At 76.9% G+C, this 6,000-nt stretch carries 4 protein-coding genes; all 4 read left to right on the top strand.

Annotated features, from left to right (window positions below):
- On the top strand, positions 1-1,398 hold a 1,398-nt coding region (locus GWI24_RS12045), incomplete at its 5' end, for an MFS transporter (protein ID WP_210945915.1).
- A gap of 86 nt (positions 1,399-1,484) precedes the next feature.
- Complete coding sequence (locus tag GWI24_RS12040) at positions 1,485-2,204, top strand: Crp/Fnr family transcriptional regulator (RefSeq protein WP_210945913.1); 720 nt, start codon at positions 1,485-1,487, stop codon at positions 2,202-2,204.
- Positions 2,205-2,501: 297 nt separating this feature from the next.
- The gene (locus GWI24_RS12035; RefSeq protein WP_247616235.1) at positions 2,502-4,586 is read left to right on the top strand and encodes a hypothetical protein; all 2,085 of its coding nucleotides are present in this window, start codon (positions 2,502-2,504) and stop codon (positions 4,584-4,586) included.
- A gap of 11 nt (positions 4,587-4,597) precedes the next feature.
- Positions 4,598-5,392: a hypothetical protein gene (locus GWI24_RS12030; protein WP_210945912.1), complete on the top strand. Its 795-nt coding sequence runs from the start codon at positions 4,598-4,600 to the stop codon at positions 5,390-5,392.
- The last annotated feature ends 608 nt before the right edge of the window (positions 5,393-6,000 follow it).

The raw sequence follows: 6,000 nt of genomic DNA, 5'->3' as shown, positions 1-6,000 counted from the left end.
GCGTCGGCGGCCCAGTTCCTCGCCGTGCTCGACATGATCGCGGTCAATATCGCCTTCCCCGCGATCGGCGCGGACTTCCGCTCGGCGTCCACGGCCGAGCTGTCCTGGGTGCTCAACGCCTACACCATCGTGCTCGCGGCGCTGCTGGTCCCGGCCGGGCGGCTGGCCGACGCGATCGGCGGGCGGCGCTCGTTCCTGACCGGCATCGCGCTGTTCGGGCTGGCTTCCCTCGCCTGCGGGGCCGCCCCCGGGCTCGGCACGCTGATCGTGGCGCGCGTGGTGCAGGGCGTGGCGGCGGCCGTCCTGGTGCCCACCTCCCTCTCGCTCGCCCTGCCCGCCTTCCCGCCGCGCGAACGGGCCACGGCGGTCGGCGTCTGGACGGCGGTGAGCGCGGTCGCGGCGAGCTCGGGGCCGGTGGCGGGCGGTCTGCTGGCCGCCTCCGACTGGCGCTGGATCTTCCTCATCAACCCGCCCGTGGTGCTGCTGGCCTGGGTGGCCGGGCTGCGGCTGCTGCCGCGCACCGGGCCCGTACGCGGCGAGCGCCGCCGCCTCGATCCGCTGGGCACGCTGCTCGTCCTCCTCGGCACCGGGTCCCTCACCACCGCCTGCGTCGAGGCCGCCGACTGGGGCTATGGCGCCCCGGCCACCCTCGGCTTCCTCGCCGCGGGCCTGGTCCTGGGCGCGCTGGCCGTGGCGCATGTACGCCGCCACCCGGATCCGGTGGTGGACCCCGCGCTGTTCCGGACCCGTGCCTTCACCGCCGCCGCGCTCGGTCTGCTCAGCTACTTCCTCGCCTACGGCTCCGCACTCCTCGCCGCGACCCTGCTGTTCACCGGGGTGTGGGGCTGGTCCTCGGCCGGTGCGGGCCTCGCCGTCACGCCCTGGCCGCTCACCGTCCTGGTGGTGTCGATGCTGTCGGGGCGGATCGTACGGGCGCTGGGGGAGCGCACCGCGGCGATCGTCGGCGGGCTGTGCTTCGCCGCGGGGCCGGTGTGGTGGCTGTTCCTCGCGGGCGGCGACGGTGCGCACTACGCCGTGGAGTTCATGCCCGGCCTGGTGCTCACCGGGCTCGGCGCGGGGCTCTACCAGCCGGTGATGTTCGCGGCCGCCGGACTGCTTCCGGCCCGTCAGCTCTCCCTGGGCTCGGGGGTGCTGATGATGTCCCGGCAGGGCGGCTCGGCCCTGGGCGTCGCGGCGCTGGTCGTGATCACCGGCGGCGCCGCACGGCCGGGTCTTGACGCGCTGCGCGCCGGGTGGGTCTTCACGGCGGTGACCGCCGCGCTCGCGGCCGTCGCGGGTGCCGCCTTGCGCACACGCGTTCGTACCGACAACGGGGAGATGCGCACCGCCCCCGGTGAGAACCGTGGATCCGGCACGGACCCGATACGGCACCATTGACGTGCCCGTGCCACCTGCCTAGCGTGCTGAGCGGTCCCTGGATTCTCCGCAGGCAATGACGACGACGAGCTGAGCGGGGAGGGCGGATGAGTCTCTTCGAGGACGGACGGCCCTTCCTGCACGCGCTCCCCGCCGAGGACCGCCGCGCGCTGCTCGCCCTCGGCACCCCCCGCGCCTACGCCCCCGGCGAGGTCGTGCTGCGCGAGCACGACCGTACGACCTTCGTCGTGGCGATCACCTCCGGCTGGGCCACCGTCTCGGTGGAGACCGAGCGCGGGGTGCGGCTGATCCTGGCGCTGCGCGGGGTGGGCGAGGTCGTGGGCGACCAGGCCGCGGTCGACCACGGCTCGCGCAGCGCCACCGTCACCGCGCTAGGCCGGATGGAGGCGGTGGTGGTCTCCGGCGACCGGTTCCGGGCCTATCTGGCCGCGCGCCCCGTCGCGACCGTACTGATCATGCGTCAGTTCAGCTCCCGGCTGCGCAGCTCCGACGGGGAGCGGCGCTCACTCGCCTCAGAGAAGGTGCTGCAGCGGCTGGCGGCCCGGCTCGTGGAACTCGCCGAGCGCACCGGCCACTCCGGCGCCGACGGCACCATCACCATCGATCTCCAGATGCCCCAGCACGACATCGCGGCCGCGGTGGGCTCGACCCGGGAAGCGGTCGCCAAGGCGCTGCGGCTGCTGCGCGGCCAGGGCGTGGTCCGGACCGCCTCCCGTCGCTTCGAGGTGATGGACCTCGGACTGCTGCGGCTGCTGGCCGAGGGCCGTGCGACGGGGGAGCAGATCCCGGCGCGCCGCCGCGATTGAGCCGCGGGCGCGCACTCCCCCGCGTTGTGACGCGACTGTGTAAACGGCTACAGCCGTCCCGCCGTTCCCCGGCGACCCTGGAGTCGGCACAGGGCGCGGGACCGTGAGCGACGGGGGTGCGCACGGCCCGGCCGCTGTCCGGTGACGGTCTGCCGGACAAGGCCCGAGCGCCCCGCACCGGAGAAGGGCGGCGGGGTGGGCAGGGGGACGAGCCCCGCCGCCCGCTTCCGGCATTCACCGGCACCCCGTCACCACCACATCGCGAGACGGGGGCCACGGCATGAAGGACGGCGGGCGATGAGCGCACCGGAAGATGTGAGCACACCGGAAGAGGCGAGCGCCCCGGCACAGTCGCGGGGCCGACGGCTGGACATCCCCCAGGGCGGCCCGCTGGACGGGGCGGGCCAGCCGGGCGGCGCCCGTACGGCGCGCGAGGCCCGCGCTCATCTGCACATCGCCTGTGGCCCCGCCCGGATGTGCGCCGATCCGGCGCCGTACCCCCTGCCCGAAGGCCCGGTGCCGCGCGAGGAGTTGGCCCGGCTGCGCCGGCTCCACCGGGCCGTCCCCGAACATGCCGTGATGCGCGACCATCTGCGCCGCACCCACCTGGTGGCGCTGTGCGGCGAACCCGGCACCGGCCGCGCCTGGACCGGGCTCGCCCTCCTCGCCGAGCTGGCCGAGCTGACCGGCGGCGGGGTCTCCCGGCTCGGATACACCGGCCCGGACGGGGCGTCCGGCGTGGAGAAGACCGAGCGCGGCCACGGCTATCTCCTCGAACTCCCCGCCGACCATGCCGAATCCACGGCCGAATCCACGGCCGAGCCGCTGCTGGACCGGCTGCGCGCCCACTTCGCCGAGCACGAGGCGTTCTGCGTGGTGCTGGTCGCGGGCGGCCCGGCCGCCGACCGGCTGCTGCGCGGCCGCCGCCACGCCGTGGCGTACCGGCCCCCGGCCGCCGCCGACGTCCTCGACCGCCACCTCACCGAGCTGCTCGCCGACCGCCCCGCCGGGTTGTTGGAGACGGCCCGCGCCACCGCCCGGCGCCCCGAGCTGACCGAGGCGCTCGGCCTGGACGAGCCACGGCCCGGCGAGGCCGCCCGGCTGGCGGGCCATCTGGCCGCGCACGCCGAGGGCCGGCTGTCCGACGAGCGGCTGCTGGAGCACTGCCGGTCGTTCGCCCCGCACCAGGCCCGGGAGTGGTTCCTCGAGGCCGGGCACCCCGGCACCCTGCCCGCCGCGCTGCCCGCGCTGCGCGCCGCCGCGCTGCGGATCGCGCTCGCCGTCTTCGACGGCTCGGCGCACAGCGTCATGGCGGAGGCCGCCGAGCTGCTGGCCTGGGAACTGGCCGTCACGCTCGATCCGCAGTACGCGCCCGGCCGGCCGCTGTTCTCCGCCCGTCCCGGGGCCTGCCTCGCCACGGCGCGCGCGGTCCACGGCGAGGGGGTGGAGGACCTCGGGGACGCCTCGGTGCCCGTGCGCGCGGTGTGGTTCGAGGGGCGGCGGCTGGCGCCCGCAGTGCTCCACGAGTCCTGGGACGCCCACCACAACCTCCGCGGCCCGATGGCCCGTTGGCTGCGCGCGCTGTGCGACGACCCGCGCCCCCAGGTGTGGGTGCGCGCCGCGGTCGCCGCGGGCGTGCTGTGCGCCCGCGACTACCTCTACGGCCTGGTCGAGCTGGCGCTGCCGCTGGCCCGCACCGACAGCCCGGTGCAGCGGATGGCCGCGGCCACCGCGCTCGCCGAGGCGTCCCGCGCCCCGGAGGTGCGCCCCGCCGTGAACGGACTGCTGCACGACTGGGCGCGCGGCGACGACGAACGGGAGCGCGAGACCGCCGCGCTCGCCCACGGCTACGGCCTCGCGGCGGGCTCGGTCGCGGCGTCCCTGGAGGAACTCGGCCGGCTCGCCCGCGCCGACGACGGCCGCACCACCTCCTACAGCGTGGTGCGGCTGCTGGCCGGGGCCGAGCCGGAGACCGTACTGGCCGCGCTCACCCACTGGCTGCGCGACACCCGGCGGGCCCGCCGGGACCTGGCGCTGCTCGCGACGTTGCGCGCGGCCACCACCCGCACCTCGCACCTGTGGGGGCTGGGCGAGGTGCCCGAGCTGGAGCCGTACGCCGCCTGGCCGCTGGCCACGGCGCTGCTCGCGGCCCATCCGGAGTGCGGGCCACGGCTGGCCGAACTGCTGCGGGCCGCGCTCACCTGGGCCAGATCCGCCGGCGCGGCCGAGGACGCGCTGGTCGGCTGGATCCGGCGGGCGGCGGGGGACGAGCGGCAGCTGGCCGTGTTGTGCGACTTCCTGCCCCGGCTGGCGCAGGACGGCGACGAGCCGCTCGACGCCGGGGCGGCCACGCGGATACGGGAGGTGCTGGAGGCACTGTGAGGAGAACGTCGATGGTGAAAGAGACAGAGGGCCCGACAGGCACGGAGACCACCCACGAGACCACCCACGGCCACGCCCACGAGAGGCCGGCGAGCGCGGGGGCGCGCCGGATCTCGGTCACCGGGGCGCGGATGCTGCGCGAGGCGCTGCGCCACGGCGGGGACGCCCTGTCCGCGGCGCTGCGGGAGGCCGACGACGGCCTGCTGCTGAGCGCGCTCGACGAGGGGCTGCCCGCCGAGCGGGCCACCCGCGTCGTCGTCGAGCTGGTGCGCCGCGCGCCCGAGCGCGGCCAGGAACTGGCGGACGCGGTCTGCGAGAAGGTGCTGCTCGCCCAGCTCTATCTCGACCCGCCGCACCGCGCCCCGGGCGGTGCGGGCGGACCGGCCCCGGACCCCGACCGCAGGCTGCGGGTGCGCAACGCGCTGATGCTGTACGAGGGGCTGGTCCGCCCTTACGCGCGGCGCGGCGCGGTGCCGGAGCTGATGGCCTGCGTCCTGCCCGGCCTGTGGACGGCCGGGGACGGCGCGGGCCGCGAGGTGGTGTGCCGGATCGTCGGCACCCGGCAGAGCACGGGGTTCGGCGAGAAGGGCTGGAAGGCGCTGTTCGGCGGCGTGGCCGAGGAGTGCCGGGAGCACCAGGAGGCGGCGGCCCGCGCCGACCGACGCGCGGCACGGCGGCGCCGGCGGCGCGGGGGCGCCGAGGACGGCAGCCGTATCGATCTGAAGCCCGGCCAGCTGTGGGTCTCCGCCCTGCTGGGGTTCATCGCGGTGGCGCTGGTGCTGATCGTGGTGATCGCGGCAGGCTGAGCGGTCCGCAGGAAGTGCCCCGACATGCCGTCGATCGTCTGCGACGCCGTCGTGGCTGGTCGCCCACGCGGCGGAGCCGCATAGCGCCTTCGGGGCGCGTCCGAACCGCGGCCGACTTCCGCCGATCCGCCCAGCCGCCCGGCGCGGACCCGGACCCCGTCCCCGCCGGGGTCGACACGAGCCCCGTCCCCGCCGGGGTCGACACGAGCCCCGGCCTCGCCGGGGCCCCGCCCTCGCGGCGGAACCATGGTGGTCGACCGGGCGTTTGCTTCCCGCCCGCGGCGGACCGCGTGGCGTCTCCCGCGCGGTGCGCGTACCCCCGCTGTCCGGCTCACCGGGCCTTGGCGGCTCTCCCGCCCCGCGGCGGCCGGTGCCCGCTCACCGCCCGTGGCGGACCGCGGTGGCCCTTCCCATGCGGCGCGCGCGTGAGCGTCCCCGCCGGGGCCGACACGAGCCGCCCTGCCGGGGTCGACACGAGTCCCGGCCCCGCCGGGGTCGACACGAGTCCCGGCCCCGCCGGGGCCGCGCCCTCGCGGCGGAACCATGGTGGTCGACCGGGCGTTTGCTTCCCGCCCGCGGCGGACCGCGTGGCGTCTCCCGCGCGGTGC

The organism is Streptomyces sp. MK37H (assembly GCF_018035285.1).
Classification (GTDB): Bacteria; Actinomycetota; Actinomycetes; order Streptomycetales; family Streptomycetaceae; genus Streptomyces; species Streptomyces endocoffeicus.
The sequence above is the reverse complement of the archived record's forward strand: the minus strand, read 5'-3'. Positions and strand labels throughout refer to the sequence as shown.